This is a genomic window from Pseudomonas sp. YA1, assembly GCF_058680555.1.
Window position 1 is genome coordinate 128798 of record NZ_JBZWBG010000007.1, and the last position, 17932, is coordinate 146729.

Annotated in this window: 19 protein-coding genes; 6 read left to right on the forward strand and 13 right to left on the reverse strand. The window is 67.2% G+C overall.

Annotated elements, in window-relative coordinates:
- The first annotated feature begins 108 nt into the window (after nt 1–108).
- Nucleotides 109–1455: a DUF1329 domain-containing protein gene (locus tag AC4OR5_RS11675; protein WP_003084522.1), complete on the forward strand. Its 1347-nt coding sequence runs from the start codon at nt 109–111 to the stop codon at nt 1453–1455.
- Nucleotides 1456–1467: 12 nt separating this feature from the next.
- On the opposite strand, the gene AC4OR5_RS11680 is transcribed toward AC4OR5_RS11675, so the two are convergent.
- From AC4OR5_RS11680 to AC4OR5_RS11735, 12 genes are all read right to left on the reverse strand, one after another.
- A complete protein-coding gene (locus AC4OR5_RS11680) occupies nt 1468–1725 on the reverse strand; it encodes a hypothetical protein (RefSeq protein ID WP_003084524.1) in 258 nt (85 codons plus the stop codon).
- 61 nt (nt 1726–1786) lie between these two features.
- Nucleotides 1787–2110: a DUF3392 domain-containing protein gene (locus AC4OR5_RS11685; protein ID WP_003084525.1), complete on the reverse strand. Its 324-nt coding sequence runs from the start codon at nt 2108–2110 to the stop codon at nt 1787–1789.
- 80 nt (nt 2111–2190) lie between these two features.
- A complete protein-coding gene (gene hemW, locus AC4OR5_RS11690; RefSeq protein WP_019486531.1) occupies nt 2191–3345 on the reverse strand; it encodes a radical SAM family heme chaperone HemW in 1155 nt (384 codons plus the stop codon).
- A gap of 108 nt (nt 3346–3453) precedes the next feature.
- Nucleotides 3454–4047, reverse strand: coding sequence for an RdgB/HAM1 family non-canonical purine NTP pyrophosphatase (rdgB, locus tag AC4OR5_RS11695; RefSeq protein ID WP_003084527.1), 594 nt, complete (start codon nt 4045–4047; stop codon nt 3454–3456).
- Entirely contained in the window at nt 4044–4463 is a 420-nt protein-coding gene (locus AC4OR5_RS11700; protein ID WP_003084528.1) for a DUF4426 domain-containing protein, read from the reverse strand. Before AC4OR5_RS11700 ends, rdgB begins: the two co-directional genes overlap by 4 nt.
- A gap of 131 nt (nt 4464–4594) precedes the next feature.
- Complete coding sequence (gene metW / locus AC4OR5_RS11705) at nt 4595–5215, reverse strand: methionine biosynthesis protein MetW (protein WP_003084530.1); 621 nt, start codon at nt 5213–5215, stop codon at nt 4595–4597.
- 7 nt (nt 5216–5222) lie between these two features.
- Nucleotides 5223–6362 carry a homoserine O-succinyltransferase MetX gene (metX, locus tag AC4OR5_RS11710; protein ID WP_058160879.1) on the reverse strand — a complete coding sequence of 380 codons (1140 nt, stop codon included), beginning with the start codon at nt 6360–6362 and terminating at the stop codon, nt 5223–5225.
- A gap of 88 nt (nt 6363–6450) precedes the next feature.
- Complete coding sequence (locus AC4OR5_RS11715; protein WP_003084539.1) at nt 6451–8418, reverse strand: dynamin-like GTPase family protein; 1968 nt, start codon at nt 8416–8418, stop codon at nt 6451–6453.
- Nucleotides 8419–8525: 107 nt separating this feature from the next.
- Nucleotides 8526–8822, reverse strand: a complete 297-nt coding sequence (locus tag AC4OR5_RS11720; RefSeq protein WP_031628073.1) for a DUF167 domain-containing protein — start codon at nt 8820–8822, stop codon at nt 8526–8528.
- A complete protein-coding gene (locus AC4OR5_RS11725; RefSeq protein WP_003084544.1) occupies nt 8819–9412 on the reverse strand; it encodes a YggT family protein in 594 nt (197 codons plus the stop codon). The genes AC4OR5_RS11720 and AC4OR5_RS11725 overlap by 4 nt, the downstream gene beginning before the upstream one ends.
- A gap of 10 nt (nt 9413–9422) precedes the next feature.
- A complete protein-coding gene (proC, locus tag AC4OR5_RS11730) occupies nt 9423–10244 on the reverse strand; it encodes a pyrroline-5-carboxylate reductase (protein ID WP_003084546.1) in 822 nt (273 codons plus the stop codon).
- 11 nt (nt 10245–10255) lie between these two features.
- Nucleotides 10256–10948 (reverse strand): YggS family pyridoxal phosphate-dependent enzyme, encoded by a 693-nt coding sequence (locus tag AC4OR5_RS11735; RefSeq protein WP_058160881.1) that lies wholly within the window; start codon nt 10946–10948, stop codon nt 10256–10258.
- Between the two features lie 214 nt (nt 10949–11162).
- Between AC4OR5_RS11735 and pilT the strand changes: the two genes are divergently transcribed.
- Nucleotides 11163–12197, forward strand: coding sequence for a type IV pilus twitching motility protein PilT (gene pilT / locus AC4OR5_RS11740; RefSeq protein ID WP_003084552.1), 1035 nt, complete (start codon nt 11163–11165; stop codon nt 12195–12197).
- Between the two features lie 177 nt (nt 12198–12374).
- The gene (gene pilU, locus AC4OR5_RS11745) at nt 12375–13523 is read left to right on the forward strand and encodes a type IV pilus ATPase PilU (RefSeq protein WP_003110016.1); all 1149 of its coding nucleotides are present in this window, start codon (nt 12375–12377) and stop codon (nt 13521–13523) included.
- 7 nt (nt 13524–13530) lie between these two features.
- On the opposite strand, the gene czcD is transcribed toward pilU, so the two are convergent.
- Nucleotides 13531–14430, reverse strand: a complete 900-nt coding sequence (gene czcD / locus AC4OR5_RS11750; protein ID WP_003100957.1) for a CDF family zinc transporter CzcD — start codon at nt 14428–14430, stop codon at nt 13531–13533.
- A gap of 154 nt (nt 14431–14584) precedes the next feature.
- Here czcD and AC4OR5_RS11755 point away from each other — a divergent pair, with 154 nt between their 5' ends.
- The 3 genes from AC4OR5_RS11755 (at nt 14585) to AC4OR5_RS11765 (ending at nt 17787) form a co-directional block, all read left to right on the forward strand.
- The gene (locus AC4OR5_RS11755; protein WP_003084560.1) at nt 14585–14989 is read left to right on the forward strand and encodes an NINE protein; all 405 of its coding nucleotides are present in this window, start codon (nt 14585–14587) and stop codon (nt 14987–14989) included.
- Nucleotides 14990–15232: 243 nt separating this feature from the next.
- Nucleotides 15233–16606 carry a pyridoxal-phosphate dependent enzyme gene (locus AC4OR5_RS11760; RefSeq protein WP_003084562.1) on the forward strand — a complete coding sequence of 458 codons (1374 nt, stop codon included), beginning with the start codon at nt 15233–15235 and terminating at the stop codon, nt 16604–16606.
- Complete coding sequence (locus tag AC4OR5_RS11765) at nt 16603–17787, forward strand: cystathionine gamma-synthase (RefSeq protein ID WP_003110017.1); 1185 nt, start codon at nt 16603–16605, stop codon at nt 17785–17787. The genes AC4OR5_RS11760 and AC4OR5_RS11765 overlap by 4 nt, the downstream gene beginning before the upstream one ends.
- Nucleotides 17788–17932 lie beyond the last annotated feature (145 nt).

Sequence of the window (17932 nt, forward strand, 5' to 3'; positions counted from 1 at the left end):
AGACCGGGCACACCCGGCGGACCTCACCTTCAAGCTGCACGTTTCCCGGCTTCGGCCGGATCCAATAATAAGAGCGGCACGGCTCGGCCGGCTGCAAAGGAGACTGCTGTGTTGAAGAAACTGGGCATCCTGTTGCTCGGGGCCGGTTGCGCCTGGGCGGCGCAGGCCAAGGTAGACGAAGTCCAGGCCGCACGCCTGGACCAGGACCTGACCCCGCTGGGAGCGGAGCGGGCCGGCAACGCCGATGGCAGCATCCCGCCCTGGACCGGCGGCATCACCCAGGCGCCGGCCGGCTACCGGCCCGGCATGCATCACCTCGACCCGTTCGCCGCCGATCGTCCGCGCCTGGTCGTCGACAGCCGCAACATGGCCGCCTACCAGGCGCTGCTGACGCCGGGCACCCAGGCCTTGCTGCAGGCCAACCCGGACTACCACCTGCGGGTCTTCCCCACCCGCCGCAGCGCATCCCTGCCGCAGCGCCTGTACGACGCTACCCGCGCCAACGCCAGCCGCGCCGAGCTGATCGCCGACGGCAACGGCGTGCAGGGCGCTGCCGCCGGCGTGCCCTTCCCCCTGCCGCAGAGCGGCCAGGAAGCGATCTGGAACCACATCATGCGCTACCGCGGCGAGCAACTGCACCTGCAGACCAACCAGGCGGCGGTGCTGGCCAACGGCAGCTACAACCTGCTCAAGCTCGACCGCTACCTGTACTTCGTCTATGGCCGCGAGGGGATGATCCCGGAGAACCTCGACAACACGTTGTTCTACTACAAGTACAAGGTGGTCGCGCCGGCGCGCCTGGCCGGTTCGGCGCTGGTGGTGCAGGAAACCCTCGACCAGGTGCTGTCGATCCGCAAGGCCTGGCGCTTCAACCGTGGCGAGCGGCGCGTGCGGCGCTTGCCGACCCTGGCCTACGACAGCCTGCAGCCGGATACCAACGGCATGGCCACGGCGGACACCGTGGATGTCTACAACGGCGCACCGGACCACTACGAGTGGGCGTTGCTCGGCAAGCGCGAGATGCTGGTGCCTTACAACAGCTACGCGGTGCACCAGAAGGGCCTCGCCTATGGCGACATCCTCAAGAGCCGCTTCATCAATCCCGACCTGCTGCGCTACGAGCTGCATCGCGTCTGGGTGGTCGAGGCGACCCTGCGCAAGGGCTTCAGCCATCCCTACGCCAAGCGCCGCTTCTACCTCGACGAAGACAGCTGGCAGATCCTCGCCGCCGACATCTACGACAAGGATGGCGTGCTGACCCGGGCCCAGGAGGTCCATCCGATCAACTACTACGATGTGCCGCTGGTCTCCAGCACCCTGGAAGCGATCTACGACTTCAAGGGCGGCCGCTACTTCGTCGATGGGCTGGACAACAACGAGCCGATGTACGACTTCGGCGTACAGGTCGGGCCGCGCGACTTCACCCCGCAGGCGCTGCGCCGGGAGGGTAACTGAGGCGGACGGCCCTCAGACGATCAGCTCGGCGCCGCGCAGCGTGCCGTCGTCGTCCAGGCGCGCCGGCGCCGGGCTGATCTGCAGGTACTTGATGCTGTCCCGCGGGATCAGCAGCAGGTCGCCGTCGACCTCGACGCTGAGATAGGGCGTGTCCAGTTGCTGGCGGATGCTGCGGGCGACCTCGGCCGGGTCGTCCTGCTGGCGCGGGAAGCGCAGCGACAGGCGCTGGCCGTCGGTGAAATGCAGGTAGAGGTGCTTGATCGGTTTCATGCGGGCTCCCGGAGGCCATGACGCTCTTGGGGACGGTGCTGGCCGCCGGGAGACCGGGGGCTCAGCTGCGATCGGCGATCATGCCGATCACGAAGAACACTAGCAGGAGCACGGGCGCCAGGGTGTAGTTGTTGAAGTAGCCGAGGCCCTTGGCCAGCCAGGGGGTGACGAAGACCATCGCCAGGCCGTAGCCGACCGCGCAGATCAGCACGAACAGCAGGGTGCGGAAGACGAAGTTGAGGCTGCCGATGCGCTGCTGTACCCAGGCGTTGATCGCCGGGCCGAACAGCACCAGCAGGGTGGCCATGATGGCCAGGGAGATGTCCGACAGGTGGCTGCGGCTCCAGCGCGACAGGGTGGCGATCAGGTCCAGCGCGTAATCCATCGAGGGTTCCTTGTAACGAATCGGCGTGTCGGTCGGCGGAGTTTACCTGCCTGCCGGCACGGATGGGCGTGCATCCGTCGTCACGGCAGGAAATGTTGCAGCAGGTCGTTGAGGAACAGCTGGCCGCGTTCGCTGGGACGCAGGTGCTGCGGGTCGTCGGCGAGCAGCCCGGCGTCGCGCGCGGCGGCGCAGGCATCGGCGATCGCCGCCAGCGGCTGGCCGGTGCGCTGCGGGTAGAGCGCGGCGGGGACGCCGTCGACCAGGCGCAGCACGTTCATCATGAACTCGAATGGCAGGTCGGCCGCTTCCAGCGGGCGCTCGCCGGCCTGGAAGGCCTTTTGCGGGTTGAGGTAGTCCTTCGGCAGGCGGGTCTTCCAGGTCCGCACGATGCGTCCGTCCGGCGCGCTCAGCTTGGCGTGGGCGCCGGCGCCGATGCCGAGGAAGTCGCCGAAGCTCCAGTAGTTCAGGTTGTGCCGGGCGCGCAGGCCGTCGCGGGCGTAGGCGGAGGTCTCGTACTGGCGGTAGCCGTGCGCGTCGAGCAGGGCCTGGCCGGCTTCCTGGATGTCCCAGAGGATGTCGTCCTCGGGCAGCTCCGGCGGCTGGCTCCAGAACACCGTGTTCGGCTCCATGGTCAGTTGGTACCAGGAGAGGTGCGTGGGGGCCAGGGCGAGGGCCTGGCGCAGGTCGGCCAGGGCGTCGTCGAGGCTCTGCCCGGGCAGGCCGTGCATCAGGTCGAGGTTGAAGTTGTCGAAGCCGGCCTGGCGCGCCATGTCGGCGGCGCGCACTGCCTCGGCGCCGTCGTGGATGCGCCCCAGAGCCTGCAGCTTGTCGGCCTGGAAGCTCTGCACGCCGATGGACAGGCGATTGATGCCGAGGCGCCGGTAGTCGGCGAACTTGACCTGTTCGAAGGTGCCGGGATTGGCTTCCAGGGTGATCTCGATGCCGCCGGCGAAGCCGACCCTGCGCTCGACGCCTTCCAGTAGCCGGCCCAGGGCCTTGGCCGAGAACAGGCTGGGCGTGCCGCCGCCGAAGAAGATCGAACCCAGGCGCCGGCCGTGGACATGGCGCAGGTCTTGCTCCAGGTCGGCGAGCAGGGCATCGACATAGGCCTCTTCGGGCAGCTCCGGGCCAGCGGCGTGGGAGTTGAAGTCGCAATACGGGCACTTGCGCACGCACCACGGGATGTGCACGTACAGGGCCAGGGGCGGGAGCTGAAACGGGGTGGCTTGGGTCACGGCGGGGCGGGGTGGGGGCGGTTTCGGGGCGCTATCGTGGCATGAGTTCGGCCAACCTCCAAGGCGGCCGGACGAAACGCCGTGCCGACGCCGCCCGGCGGCTGCGGCTCAGAGGCCCAGGCGCTGCTTGAGCAGGGCCATGGCGCGGGCCCGGTGGCTGAGGCGGTTCTTCTCCTCGGGCGCCAGCTCGGCGCTGGAGCAGTCGCGTTCCGGCACCCAGAACAGCGGGTCGTAGCCGAAGCCGTGGGCGCCGCGGGCTTCGCGAAGGATGCGGCCTTCCCAGATGCCCTCGCAGAGGATCGGCAGCGGGTCGTCGGCGTGGCGCACCAGCGCCAGCACGCTGACGAACTGTGCGCCGCGCTCGGCGTCCGGGACATCCTTCATGGCCTCCAGCAGCTTGGCGTTGTTCGCCGCGTCGCCCCGGCCGTCGGCATAGCGCGCCGAGTAGATGCCCGGCGCGCCGCCGAGGAAGTCCACCGCCAGCCCGGAGTCGTCGGCCAGCGCCGGCAGGCCGGAGAGGCGTGCGGCGTTGCGTGCCTTGAGGATGGCGTTCTCGACGAAGGAAAGACCGGTTTCCTCCGGTTCCACCTGGCTGAACTCGCCGATCGAGCGCACCTTCACGCTGGCGCCGAGCATGGCCTGGAGTTCCTTGAGTTTGCCGGCATTGTGGCTGGCCAGCACCAGCTGTTCGAGCTTGATCATTCGTCCGGGAAGATTTCCTTGTTGAAACTGAAGGTTTGCGCAGGTTCGCCCTTGGCCTCGACCTTGATGGTGAAGACCAGGGTCTCGCGCTGGCTGATCGGGAATTGCGCCAGGTTGTAGATGGCGCCTTCCTCGCTGACCCGGCGGAACTCCAGGGGAATGACCTTGCCGGTCAGGTCCTTGGCGGAGCCGGTCACGCTGGCTTCCACCGGCTTGCCTTTCTCCATCGGCACCACGTTGATCACGCCCTGCGCCTTGCTGCGTACCAGGCCGACCGCGCTGGCCACGTTGGGTTGGAGGAAGCTGGAGTTGAACACGTTGTAGTGGACGTCCAGGTCGCCGAAGCGCTGCACCTGCTCGGCGAGGACCGGCAGGCTCAGGCAGAGGCCGAGGACGAAAGCGGTGAAGCGGCGCATGGTGGTTTCTCCTGAAAGGTGGCATGGACGTTGTCCATGGTCTGCTGCCGGCGGCCTTGGCCGGCTTCGGCAGCGCTCTCCCGAGGACGAGCGGAGGGGCGCCCGGCCCTGGCCCGCAGCCTGGCGCGTTCCTAGACGGCGAGGTTGCGGGTCTGCACTCCGGGTCCGGTGACCCGGTAGATTCCAATCTCACCCAATAGATTAGGCCACAGCCGGCTGGCCCAGCCATGCCGGTGGTCACGGTCCACGGCCAGGCGGTCGAGCACGCGCATGCGCAACTGGCGGCACAGGCGCTCGAAGTCCTGGAAGGTGCAGAAATGGATGTTCGGCGTGTTGTACCAGGTATACGGCAGGAACTCGGAGACCGGCATCCGGCCGTTGCGCGCCAGGTACCAGCGGCAGCGCCAGTGGCCGAAGTTGGGGAAGGTGATGATGCAGGTCTTGCCGACCCGCAGCATCTCTTCGAGGATCTTGTCCGGATAGTGCACGGCCTGTAGCGCCTGGGTCATCACCACCACGTCGAAGCTGTCGCTGGCGAAGTTGCCCAGGCCCTTGTCGAGGTCCTGCTCGATCACGTTCACCCCGTTTTCGATGCAACGGGCGATGTTGTCGGGGTCGATCTCCAGGCCGTAGCCGCTGACCTGCTTGTGGTCGCGCAGCCAGGCCAGGAGTTCGCCGTCGCCGCAGCCGAGGTCGAGGACGCGGCTGCCGGCGGGAATCCATTCCTGGATGATTTCAAGATCGGCGCGCATCGGGTCCTCACACGCTGATGCGGTTCATGTAACCGCTGAAGGCTTGCAGGTACCGGGGGATCGGCATGAGGAAGGCGTCGTGGCCTTGCGGGGCGTCGATCTCCAGGTAGCTGACGTTCTTTTTCGCCGCGATCAGGGCGTCGACGATTTCCCGCGAGCGGGCCGGCGAGAAACGCCAGTCGGTGGTGAAGGACATCAGGCAGAAGTCCGCCTCGACGCCCTCCAGGGTGCGCACCAGGTCGTCGCCGTGGGCGGCGGCGGGGTCGAAGTAGTCCAGCGCCTTGGTCATCAGCAGGTAGGTATTGGCGTCGAAGCGGGTGGAGAACTCCTCGCCCTGGTAGCGCAGGTAACTCTCGACCTGGAACTCGACGCTGTGCAGGTCGTAGTTGAGCTTCTCGGTCTTCAGTACGCGGCCGAACTTGGCGCCCATGGCGTCGTCGGACAGGTAGGTGATATGGCCGACCATCCGCGCCAGCTTGAGGCCGCGCTTCGGAATCACGCCCTGCTCCTGGAAGTAGCCGCCGAGGAACTCAGGGTCGGAAAGAATCGCCTGCCGGGCGACTTCGTTGAAGGCGATGTTCTGCGCCGACAGCTTCGGCGCGCTGGCGATGCACAGGCAGTGACGGACGCGATCGGGATAGCTGATGGTCCATTGCAGCGCCTGCATGCCGCCGAGGCTGCCGCCGACCACCGCGGCCCACTGGCGGATGCCGAGGCGGTCTGCCAGGCGCGCCTGGCTATGCACCCAGTCTTCCACCGTGACCATCGGGAAGTCCGCGCCGTAGACCTTGCCGGTCGCCGGATTGATGCTGGCGGGGCCGCTGGATCCGTTGCAACCGCCGAGGTTGTTGAGGGCGACGACGAAGAACTTGCGGGTGTCGATCGGCTTGCCCGGACCGATGCAACTGTCCCACCAGCCCGGCTTGCGCTCGTCGACGCTGTGGTAGCCGGCGGCGTGGTGGTGGCCGGAGAGGGCGTGGCAGATCAGCACCGCGTTGCTCTGCGTGGCATTCAGCTCGCCGTAGGTTTCGATCACCAGGTCGTACTCGGCCAGGGACTTGCCGCTGGTCAGCTCGAGCGGTTCGTTGAAGTGCAGCGTCTGGGGGGAGACCAGACCGACGGAGTCGTCGGGGAAGACTGTGGGCATCGACCCTGCTCTCGAACAAAGGAGGGCGCCAGTCTAAAGAGCGTCGCCCCCAGCGGCAAGCGCGCTGGCGCGCGCCGTGGGAGCGGGGTCAGGCGCGCTGCGAGCCTGGCAGGTTGACCACCTTGGCCTGGCGCTGCAGGGGCGAGGGGCGGCGCAACTGGCGGAGGATGTCGCCGGCTTCGCGCAACTGTTCCTGCAATTCCTCGGCGAACCCGGCGAAGGCCTGGCTGCGCTGGCGTACCTGCTGGGTCTCCTGGGCCAGGCCCTTGAGGCGGAGCATGTGGCTTTCGAGCAACTGTTTGTTTTCCAGGGTGTGCTGCATCAGCGGCATCAGCGCGTCGTTGGCCCAGCGCTCGGTTTCCTCGCGCAGGCGCTGGTGCAGGCCGACCACCTCCTGCACCAGGGTGGCGAAGAAGCGCCGGGTCAGCAGGCGTTGCTCGGTAAGCACGGTCTTCAGCTGCAGGCGGAACTGGTCGCCCTTCTTCTTCAACTGCAACAGTTCGCGCTGGTAGCGCTGGACCCGCAGCTGCGGCGCGTCGAGGGCGTAGAGCGGGTTCTCCTCGTTGTGCCGGCGGTAGATGGCGGCGACCATGCGGTTGGCCATGCCGGCCTCGTGCTCGAGGTTGTCGAGGTCGTGCTCCACCGCGCGGAAGAACGCCAGGATCGCCTGGTTGATGCCGACCGTGGTCAGGCTGCCGTTGAGGTTGCGCCGCACCTTCTGCAGGTGCTGTTCCATGCGTTCGCTGCGGATCGTCTCGCGCAGCGTCGCGCCCTGGTGCTGCAGCAGGCGCTGGTTGGTCTTCAGGTTGAGCAGGCGGCGGTGGTGGCGGCCGTGGTCGTCCTTGGTCTTCGCGGTCAGTTCGAACAGCAGTTGGCCGCTGTCGCGCTGCTTGTCGTCGAGCAGCGCGCGCTGTTCCTCGACCTTCTCCAGGCGCAGGCGCAGCAGATGCTGGCTGTTGTGCAGCAGGCCGAGGACCTGGCCGAGCACGGCGTTCTCCAGCAGCGCTTCCTTCTGCGCGACGATGCGCTCGCAGAGCAGCGCTTCCAGCCGATCCAGGCGACTGCGTTCGAGCAGCGCCGGTTCGCCGCGGACCTTGGCCAGCAGCGCCTGCTTCGCCGACAGCGGCAGCACGTCGCCGCGCTGCAGGCCGAGTTGGCGGGCCGTGCCGTCCTGGATCAGGCGGATGGCGTTCTGTACGAAGCGCTCGCCGGAGAGGTCGTCCCAGAGCACGTCGATCTTGTTCAGCACGGCGAACAGGCTGCTGTGGCCGTCCTCGCGCAGTGGCTGGATGTACTTCTGCCAGATTTCCATGTCCGAGGCGGTGACACCGGCGTCGGCGGACAGCAGGAACAGGATCGCCTGGGCGTTGGGCAGCATCGACAGGGTCAGCTCCGGCTCGCTGCCGAGGGCGTTCAGGCCGGGCGTGTCGAGGATTCGCAGGCCCTGGCGCAGCAGCGGGTGGTCGAAGTTGACCAGGGCGTGGCGCCAGGCCGGGACGCGCACCTGGTCGGGCTCGTCGGCGGCTTCCAGGGCGTCCGGGTGGAAGCCGAGCTGGATCGCCTGTTCCACCGGCAGCGCCTTGGTCTTGGCGACCTGGGCGAAGGCCTGGGCCATGCCCTCCGGGTCGCCGGTGTCCAGCGGAATGTTCACCCAGTGGCGCGGCACGCGCTTGAACTGGGCGACGCTGGCGTCGGCCAGGCGCGTCTCGATCGGCAGCAGGCGGATGTAGCTGCGCTCGGCGCGCGGATCGTGGAACAGCTCGGTGGGGCACATGGTGGTGCGTCCGGCGTGGGACGGCAGCATGCGCTGGCCGTAGCCGGCGAAGAACAGGCTGTTGATCAGCTCGGTCTTGCCACGCGAGAACTCGCCGACGAAGGCCAGGGTGATGTGGTCCGCGCGCAGTTGGCGCAGGGCGCGTTCGAGCTTGGCCTCGACCGCCGGGCTGTTCAGCCGGCTGCGCTCCAGCCAGCCGCGATAGCGGGTGATTTCCCGCATCAGCTCGCGCTTCCAGGCGACGTAGGCGTCGATTTGATGGCTGAGTCTTTCCATGCTCATCCAGGGGCTCCAGGGCGCGGGACCGGCGGGGGAAGGATGGCGTGGATTATGCGGGGGAGCGGGGGAGCGTCAATTGGCCTGCTTCACATTCCTGCACGTAAGGTCGGTCAAGCGGGTCGAGCGGCGATCCCCAGTTCCTTCGGCAATCGGGTCGGACGGCGGATGCGCACCCGTTTCTGCCGGTTCAGCTCGCCGCTTTCGAGACTCACCAGGCTCTTGGCCACGCCGAAGGCCTTGCCGAGGAAGGCCAGCAGATGGGCGTTGGCCTTGCCCTCCACCGGCGGTGCGGTGAGGCGGATCTTCAGGCGCTCGCCGTGCAGCCCGGCGAACTCGTCGCGGCTCGCCTTGGGCTGCAGGTGGCAATCGAGGAGCAGGTCCTCGCCGTCCCAGCGGTAGAAGCTCAGAGGAAAATGCTCAACTGCTGGGGCATGCCGGTCATGGCCGCCAGGTTGTTGATCACCAGCATGTCGATCAGCTTCAGCGCGAGGAACGCGAAGATCGGCGAGAGATCCAGTCCGCCGAGGTTCGGCAGGAGCTTGCGGAACGGCATCAGCAGCGGTTCGCAGATCTGGTTCACCAGTTGCGCGCCGGGGTTGTAGCTGCCCGGGGCGACCCAGGAAAGGATCACGCTGATGATCAGGGCGAAGAAGAACACCTTCAGGAACAGCGAGGTGACGGCGATGATCGACCAGATCAGCAGTTGCATGATGAAGCCGCCGACGCCGTAGCCCATCAGCATCAGGATCAGGATCATCAGCACCAGTTGGATCAGGATCGCCAGCACCAGCGAGGCCAGGTCGATCCCACCGAAGCCGGGGATGATCCGCCGCAGCGGGTTCAGCAGCGGCTTGGTGGCGCGCACGATGAACTGGCTGAGGGGGTTGTAGAAGTCCGCGCGGACCAGCTGCAGGATGAAGCGCAGCAGCACGATCAGCAAGTAGAGGCTGCCGAGGGTCTGGAGGATATAGATAGCAGCGGTGTTGAGGCCGATCATCGACTACTCCTTATTGGCCAAGCTGTTCGGCCAGCTCGGCGGAGCGCTGGCTGGCGGCGTTCAGGGCCTGCTCCACCAGTGCTTCGAAGCCGTTGGCCTGGAAGGATTTGATCGCCGCCTCGGTGGTGCCGTTGGGCGAAGTCACCCGGCGCCGCAGTTCGGCCGGCTCGACCTCGCTGGACAGCGCCATCTGCGCCGCACCGAGGGCGGTCTGCAGGGTCAGGCGCGAGGCTGTCTCGCGGGACAGGCCGAGCTTCTCGCCGGCGTCGGTCATGGCCTGCATCAGCAGGAAGAAATACGCCGGGCCGCTGCCCGACACTGCGGTCACCGCGTCGATCTGCGCTTCGTCGTCCAGCCACAGGGCGATGCCCACCGCGGACAGCAACTGCCCGGCCTGCTCGCGTTGCGCGGCGCTGACCTGCGCGTTGGCGTACAGCCCGCTGGCGCCCTGGCGCAGCAGCGCCGGGGTGTTGGGCATGCAGCGGACCACCGGGCGCGGCTGGCCGAGCCAGGCTTCGAGGCTGGCGCAGGGGATGCCGGCGGCGATGGAGACGATCAGTTGCTCCGGCTTCAGCGCCGGCGCCAAGGCCTGGCACACGGCTTTCATGGCCTGCGGCTTGACCGACAGGACCACGACGTCGGCGTCGGCCACGGCCTCGGCGTTGGACTCGACCACGTCGATGGCGAACTCGCCGGCGATCTTCGCGCGTTGCTCGGCGCCCGGGTCGCTGGCGCGGATCTGCGCCGCCGGCACGCCTTGGGCGCGCAGGCCGCCGATCAGGCTGGCGGCCATGTTGCCGGCGCCGATGAACGCTATGCGGGGTGTGCTCATAGGGGATTCCTTCAAGAAGCCGGCGCGCCGTAGTCGCGGGCGCCGAACAGGGCGGTACCGATGCGGACCCAGGTCGCACCTTCGCCGATGGCTGCCTCGAGGTCGTCGCTCATGCCCATGGACAGGGTGTCCAGGCCAAGGTTCAGGACCAGCAGCAGTTCGCGCAGGCGGGCGAACGCGGCGTGTTGCGCGGCGCGTTCGGCGGTGGGTTCGGGGATGGCCATCAGGCCACGCAATCGGAGGTTGGGCAGTTGCTTCACGGCCTCGGCCAGGGCCGGCAGGTCCTCGGGGGCGCAGCCGGACTTGCTGGCTTCGCCGCTGACGTTGACCTGCAGGCAGACATTCAGGGGCGGCAGCCCGGCCGGGCGTTGCTCCGACAGGCGCTGCGCGATCTTCAACCGGTCCACCGAGTGCACCCACTGGAAATGCTCGGCGATGGGCCGCGTCTTGTTCGACTGGATGGGGCCGATGAAGTGCCAGTTCAAGGGCAGGTCGGCCAGTTCGGCCTGCTTGCCGAGGGCCTCCTGCAGGTAGTTTTCGCCGAAGTCGCGAAGGCCGGCGGCGTGCGCCTCGCGCACCGCGGCGGCGGGCTTGGTCTTGCTCACGGCGAGCAGGCCGACCGTGGCCGGATCGCGCCCCGCAGCTTGCGCTGCCTCACGGATGCGCGCGGCAACCTTTGCAATATTCTCTGCTATCGTGGACATTACCTGCGCCCTATGGAAGTGCGGTCGGCGTCGGCTCGACGCCCTCGAAACCGCCGGCCTCGATGGCCATCTTCCTGTTCCAGTGTCGAGGTTCCGCGTCTGGCGCAGGACACCACGCGTGTCCTGGAAGCACCCTGGCTCATCCGGTGTTTTCCTTGTCCGAGACGGCGGCTTTGGCGGCATTCTACCTGCTTGCTTGTAATTGGGGAGTCCCATGGATATTACCGAGCTGCTCGCCTTCAGTGCCAAACAGGGCGCTTCGGACCTGCACCTCTCCGCCGGCCTGCCACCCATGATCCGGGTGGATGGCGATGTACGCCGGATCAACCTGCCACCGCTGGAACACAAGCAGGTGCATGCGCTGATCTACGACATCATGAACGACAAGCAGCGCAAGGACTTCGAGGAATTCCTCGAGACCGACTTCTCCTTCGAGGTGCCGGGCGTCGCGCGTTTCCGGGTCAACGCCTTCAACCAGAACCGTGGCGCCGGCGCGGTATTCCGGACCATTCCCTCCAAGGTACTGACCATGGAGGAGCTTGGCATGGGAGAAGTGTTCAAACGTGTTTCAGACGTCCCGCGCGGGCTGGTACTGGTAACCGGGCCGACCGGTTCGGGCAAGTCCACCACCCTGGCGGCGATGCTCGACTACCTGAACAACACCAAGTACCACCACATCCTCACCATCGAGGACCCGATCGAATTCGTCCACGAATCGAAGAAGTGCCTGGTCAACCAGCGCGAGGTGCATCGCGACACCCTCGGCTTCAGCGAAGCGCTGCGCTCGGCGCTGCGGGAGGACCCGGACATCATCCTGGTCGGCGAGATGCGCGACCTGGAGACCATCCGCCTGGCCCTGACCGCGGCGGAGACCGGCCACCTGGTATTCGGCACCCTGCACACCACCTCGGCGGCGAAGACCATCGACCGGGTGGTCGACGTGTTCCCGGCCGAGGAAAAGGCCATGGTTCGCTCGATGCTCTCCGAGTCGCTGCAATCGGTGATCTCGCAGACCCTGATCAAGAAGATCGGCGGTGGCCGGGTGGCGGCCCACGAGATCATGATCGGCACCCCGGCGATCCGCAACCTGATCCGCGAGGACAAGGTCGCGCAGATGTATTCGGCGATCCAGACCGGCGGCTCGCTGGGCATGCAGACCCTCGACATGTGCCTCAAGGGCCTGGTCGCCAAGGGCCTGATCAGCCGCGAGAACGCCCGCGAGAAGGCGAAGATCCCGGAAAACTTCTGATCCTGGCGCCGATCCGCCGCGCTTCGCCCGAATCCCGGAACTGCGTCTAGGATTCAAGAGCGGGAGAGCGGTACCGTAGGCGCATTCCTACCTATCCTTGCCGGCGAGCGCGTCCAGCGCCCGCTCGCCCGCATCCGGCTCGCCGTCGCGGCGCGCCCCTGAGTGAGCGAGAACATCATGGAATTCGAAAAGCTGCTGCGCCTGATGGTGGAAAAGGGCGGCTCCGACCTGTTCATCACCGCCGGCGTACCGCCGTCGATGAAGGTCAACGGCCGGGTGATGCCGGTGACCAAGACGCCGCTGTCGCCGGAGCAGACCCGCGAGACCGTGCTAGGCGTGATGAACGAGCAGCAGCGCCGCGATTTCGCCGAGAACCATGAGTGCAACTTCGCCATCAGCGCCCGCGGCATCGGCCGCTTCCGGGTCAGTGCCTTCTACCAGCGCAACCTGGTGGGCATGGTATTGCGCCGGATCGAGACCAACATCCCGACCCTAGAAGAGCTGAAGCTCCCGGAAATCCTCAAGAAGCTGGCGCTGACCAAGCGCGGCCTGGTGATCTTCGTCGGCGCCACCGGCACCGGCAAGTCCACCTCGCTGGCGGCGATGATCGGCTACCGCAACAAGAACTCCACCGGGCACATCATCTCCATCGAGGACCCGATCGAGTACATCCACCAGCACCAGGGCTGCATCGTCACCCAGCGCGAGGTGGGGCTGGACACCGACTCCTTCGAGGTGGCGCTGAAGAACACCCTGCGCCAGGCGCCGGACGTGATCATGATCGGCGAGGTGCGCTCGCGGGAGACCATGGACCACGCCGTGGCCTTCGCCGAGACCGGCCACCTGTGCCTGGCGACCCTGCACGCGAACAACGCCAACCAGGCGCTGGAGCGGATCATCCACTTCTTCCCGGCCGACCGTCATGGCCAGGTGTGGATGGACCTGTCGCTGAACCTCAAGGCCATCGTCGCCCAGCAACTGGTGCCGACCCCCGACGGCAAGGGGCGGCGGGCGGTGATCGAGGTGCTGCTGAACACCCCGCTGGCCGCCGACCTGATCCGCAAGGGCGAGGTGCACGAGCTGAAGCCGCTGATGAAGCGCTCCACCGAGCAGGGCATGCAGACCTTCGACCAGGCGCTGTACCAGCTCTACACCCAGGGCGAGATCACCTACGAGGACGCCCTGGCCCACGCCGACTCGGCCAACGACCTGCGCCTGATGATCAAGCTCGGTTCGGAAAGCGACGCCGACCACCTGTCGAACCTGACCCAGGGCCTGAGCCTGGAAATCACCGACGACGACCCTGCCGGCCGGCGCTTCCGCTGAACCGTCTTCAGTAGGCCAGCGGCTCCTCGGCCTGGGCGCAGGCCGAGGTTTCCAGTTGCAGGGTGCTGTGTTCGATCTCGTAGCGGTCGTGCAGCAGCGCCTTCACCGTTCCCAGCAGCGCCTCGGCGTCGACCAGGGCCGGGTCGTAGACCAGATGGCTGGTCAGGCTGATCTTGCCGCTGGTGATCGACCACACATGCAGGTCGTGCAGCCCGGTCACGCCGGGAATCCCCAGCAGCGCTTCGCGCAGCTCGGCCAACTGGATTTCCTTCGGCACCCCTTCGAGCAACACATGCAGGCTCTCGCGCAGCAGGATCCAGGTGCGCGGCAGGACCCAGAAACCGATCAGCACCGCCACCAGCGAGTCGACCCAGGCCCAGCCGGTGAAACGGATCACGATCGCGGCGACGATCACCCCCAGCGAGCCGAGCATGTCGCTCCAGACCTCCAGGTAGGCGCCCTTGACGTTCAGGCTGTTGCCCTGGGCCGGCGCCAGCAGGCGCATGCTGGCCAGGTTCACCAGCAGGCCGAGCACGGCGATCACCAGCATGCCCACGGACTGGATCTCCGCCGGCTGGTTGAGCCGCTCGTAGGCCGCGTAGAGGATATAGAAGGCCACGCCGAACAGGAGGAAGGCGTTGAACGCCGCGGCGAGGATCTCGAAGCGGTGGTAGCCGTAGGTCAGGCGATCGTTGGTCGGGCGCCTGGCGATGTTGATCGCGGCCAGGGCGATGGCCAGGGCCACGGCGTCGGTGAGCATGTGCGCGGCATCGGAGATCAGTGCCAGGCTGCCGGTGAGGATGCCGCCGACGACCTCGGCGACGAGGAAGCTTCCGGTCAGCAGCAACGCCCATTTCAGGCGGGTCGAGTTGGTCTGGGCGAAGCTGTGCTCGTGTCCGGCGCTCATGGCGGCTCCTGTGGGGCGGTGGCGGCAGCACCAGCCTACAGGATAGGCAATTGCAAAACTGTCATGCGCCGGGCCGCTCTGGCGCGGCGTCCGCCGCTCCGCTAACCTGCGGCTCAGGCGCGGCCGCAGCCGCGCACGGAACGAGGGGGGACGCATGACTCAACAGCACGACACCCATAGCAAGGCCATCGGCTACCTGCTGTGGATCTTCGGTTTCACCGGTTCGCACCGCTTCTATTACGGCAAGCCGATCACCGGGACGATCTGGTTCTTCACCTTCGGCCTGTTCTTCATCGGCTGGATCATCGACCTGTTCCTCATCCCGTCGATGGACCGCGAGGCCGACCGGCGCTTCCAGGGCGGCAACCTGGACTACAACGTGGCCTGGATCCTGCTGACCTTCCTCGGCGTGCTCGGCGTGCACAGGATGTACATGGGCAAGTGGATCACCGGGATCATCTACCTGTTCACCGGCGGCCTGTTCTTCCTCGGCGTGCTCTACGACTTCTGGACCCTCAACGGACAGGTGTCCGAGCGCAACGGGCCGCAGCGTATCTGAGGCTCGTCGCCAGGTGCGAGAAGCCCGCCATCCGGCGGGCTTTTTTCATGGGTGTCGCCGCGGTCGGCAGGGAATTCCGCCGGCGGGACTTAAGGAACCAAAGGTTCTAACGTTCTACCTGTAGGTTATTGGCGCCCGCGCGCGCCAGCCCCTATGGTCTGCAAGCCCCAGAACGGATAGGTGCAATGGCTCACGAGGCCGCGCACCGTATCGCTCCGTGCGGAAACACCGAAAGGAGAAAAGATGACTTCCGACTCACGCCCCGCCGTGCTCGACCTGATCGGCAACACCCCGCTGGTTCGCGTGACGCGCTTCGATACCGGCCCCTGCACCCTGTTCCTCAAGCTCGAATCGCAGAACCCCGGCGGCTCCATCAAGGATCGCATCGGTGTCGCCATGATCGAGGCCGCCGAGCGTGACGGCCGCCTGCGGCCCGGTGGCACCATCGTCGAGGCCACCGCCGGCAACACCGGTCTCGGCCTGGCCCTGGTCGGTCGCGCCAAGGGCTACCGGGTGGTGCTGGTGGTGCCGGACAAGATGTCCACCGAGAAGGTCCTGCACCTGCGCGCCATGGGCGCCGAGGTGCACATCACCCGCTCGGACGTCGGCAAGGGCCATCCGGAGTACTACCAGGACGTTGCCGCGCGCCTGGCGCAGGACATTCCCGGCGCCTTCTTCGCCGACCAGTTCAACAACCCGGCCAACCCGCTGGCCCACGAGTGCGGCACCGGCCCGGAGCTCTGGGCGCAGACCGGCCACGATCTCGACGCCATCGTCGTCGGCGTCGGCTCCTCCGGTACCCTGACCGGCCTTACCCGGTTCTTCCAGAAGGTCCAGCCGGAGCTGGAGATGGTGCTCGCCGACCCCGAGGGCTCGATCATGGCCGAGTACTCCCGCTCCGGCACCCTGGGTACGCCGGGTTCCTGGGCGGTGGAGGGCATCGGCGAGGACTTCGTACCGGCCATCGCCGACCTCTCCAGCGTGCGCCATGCCTATTCCATCAGCGACGAGGAAAGCTTCGCCATGGCCCGCGAACTGTTGCGCGTCGAGGGCATTCCCGGCGGCTCCTCCACCGGCACCCTGCTGGCCGCGGCGCTGCGCTTTTGCCGCGAGCAGAAGGAGCCGAAGCGGGTGGTCAGCTTCGTCTGCGACACCGGCACCCGCTACCTGTCGAAGATCTACAACGACCAGTGGATGACCGACCAGGGCCTGCTGCAACGCAAGCACTACGGCGACCTGCGCGACATCATCGCGCGGCGCTTCGAGGAGGGCCGGGTGATCAGCGTCGGTCCGGACGACACCCTGCTCACCGCCTTCCAGCGCATGCGCCTGGCCGACGTTTCGCAATTGCCGGTGCTGGACGATGGAAAACTGGTCGGTGTGATCGACGAGTCGGATATCCTGCTCGGTGTCCACGCCGACGCGCCACGCTTCCGCGATGCGGTAAGCAGCGCGATGAACGCCGCGCCGGAGACCCTCGCGCCCGGCGCCAGCCTGGCCCAGTTGCAGGCGGTACTGGACCGCGGCCTGGTGGCGATCGTTGCCGATGCCAGCGGCTTCCACGGCCTGATCACCCGTTTCGACCTGTTGAACCATTTGCGGAGAAAGCTCGCATGAGCCAGCACGACCAGCATCCCGACGCCCCGGCCCAGGCCTTCGCGACCCGGGTCATCCACGCCGGGCAGGCCCCCGATCCCTCGACCGGCGCGATCATGCCGCCGATCTATGCCAACTCCACCTACATCCAGGAAAGCCCCGGGGTACACAAGGGACTCGACTACGGCCGCTCGCACAACCCGACCCGCTGGGCCCTGGAGCGCTGCGTGGCCGACCTCGAGGGCGGCGCCCAGGCCTTCGCCTTCGCCTCCGGCCTGGCGGCGATATCTTCGGTGCTGGAATTGCTCGACGCCGGTTCCCACATCGTTTCCGGCAATGACCTCTACGGCGGTACCTTCCGCCTGTTCGAGCGGGTCCGCCGGCGCAGCGCCGGGCATCGCTTCAGCTTCGTCGACCCGACCGACCTGCAGGCCTTCGAGGCCGCGCTGACCCCGGAAACCCGCATGGTCTGGGTGGAAACCCCGAGCAACCCGCTGCTGCGCCTCACCGACCTGCGCGCCATCGCCCAGCTCTGCCGCGCCCGCGGCATCATCAGCGTGGCCGACAACACCTTCGCCAGCCCCTACATCCAGCGCCCCCTGGAACTGGGCTTCGACGTGGTGGTGCACTCCACCACCAAGTACCTGAACGGCCATTCCGACGTGATCGGCGGCATCGCCATCGTCGGCGACAACCCGGACCTGCGCGAGCGCCTGGGCTTCCTGCAGAACTCGGTGGGCGCCATCTCCGGGCCGTTCGACGCCTTCCTCACCCTGCGTGGGGTGAAGACCCTGGCGCTGCGCATGGAGCGCCATTGCAGCAACGCCCTGGCCCTGGCCCAGTGGCTGGAGCGCCAGCCGCAGGTGGCGCGGGTCTACTACCCCGGCCTGGCTTCGCACCCGCAGCATGAGCTGGCGAAACGGCAGATGCGTGGCTTCGGCGGGATGATCTCCCTCGACCTGCGCTGCGACCTGGCCGGCGCCCGGCGCTTCCTGGAGAACGTGCGGATCTTCTCCCTGGCGGAGAGCCTGGGCGGGGTGGAAAGCCTGATCGAGCATCCGGCGATCATGACCCACGCCAGCATCCCGGCGGAAACCCGCGCCGACCTGGGCATCGGTGACTCGCTGATCCGCCTGTCGGTGGGCGTCGAGGCGCTGGAGGACCTGCAGGCCGACCTGGCGCAGGCGCTGGCGAAGATCTGAGGCTCCGCAGGGAGCGGCGCCGACCGGCGCGGCTGCTGGCCATCGGGTGTTCCCGGCGAGCATGCCTCGGCGGATAACGCTCCGCGTTATTCGCCCTGCCGTTGAGGCGGGTTGGTGGCAGAGGCTGGGATAGGGCGCCCGCCCC